This is a genomic window from Dorea sp. MB18-49 (assembly GCF_023669465.1).
Classification (GTDB): Bacteria; Bacillota; Clostridia; order Lachnospirales; family Lachnospiraceae; genus Dorea_A; species Dorea_A longicatena.
Genome location: NZ_JAMOYX010000104.1, coordinates 1 through 1,032, shown reverse-complemented (window position 1 = coordinate 1,032; position 1,032 = coordinate 1). Strand labels below are relative to the sequence as shown.

Genomic DNA, 1,032 nt, shown 5'->3' with positions numbered 1-1,032 from the left:
ATTAGGAATACGCAAGAAAAATTTAAAAGTAATGATTGGTCTGGAATATGTAATAAGCGGTATGCTTGCATGTGGTTTTGGAATTCTGTTTGGTTTAATTGGAACGAAAATTATAAAAGAAATTCTTCATACTAGAATAAATGCAAGATTTGTCAAAGGCATTTCGATGTCAAGAGTTTATCTTGTGTTGATTCTAAGCTGTCTGATCATGACGATAGGCGTATATATTACATTGCAAATATTATTAGATACCAGAACGAATTTAGGAGATAAGATATTCAAGATTAAGGAATCTCGAATCCATTCGATGATATCAGTTATTTACTTTATAGTGGGTATTTTGGTTATTAGTAGTGGTTATCTGTTGGTGAATAATGATCCAATGATGGCTTATATGGCACTTATATGTATTTTGACAGGTCTTATAATTCTTATGATATTCGGAACTGGATTTTTTATGGAAAAATTCAGTGAGTCGAAATATTATAAAAAGCATATATTAGCTTGGAATGATTGCTACTGTTACATAAAAAAACATGGATTTCGGATGCTAATGCAGATATTGTTGGGAATCATTTTAATATTTAATACATTTTTAATGCTTCGAGGTACAATTCATGACAGATATATGCCAAATGATTTTGTGTGTATCGGCAACTCAAAAGAAACGACAGCAGTAAATACTGTGGTAACAGCTCGATTTAATGGTCTTACAAAACAATTCCCGTTTCTGTGGTTTAATGAGATGAGAGGTGATTCCTGGGTTGCTATATCACTTAGCGACTATAATAAAATTTACAATAAAAATGAATCGTTAAATAAAAATGAAATAATAAGAATTTGGAGAAAAGAAGGGAGCCGTAAATCGGATCTAAGTGATAAACAACATAGAAAAATAAAATCAATCGCACTTGGTAAATGCGGAAATATGGATGAAGAGGGATTGGAATATAAATACAATTTCCAGATAAAGAAAGAGCAAATCAAAGAGATGATCGGCTTTTCTATGACCGGTCTTGTAATTATTCCAGA

General features: G+C 31.3%; 1 protein-coding gene. It reads left to right on the top strand.

Annotated elements, in window-relative coordinates; all coding sequences use genetic code 11:
- Window positions 1-31 precede the first annotated feature (31 nt).
- A partial coding sequence (locus tag NCY30_RS14935; RefSeq protein ID WP_250818887.1) for a hypothetical protein occupies window positions 32-1,032 on the top strand: 1,001 nt, incomplete at its 3' end.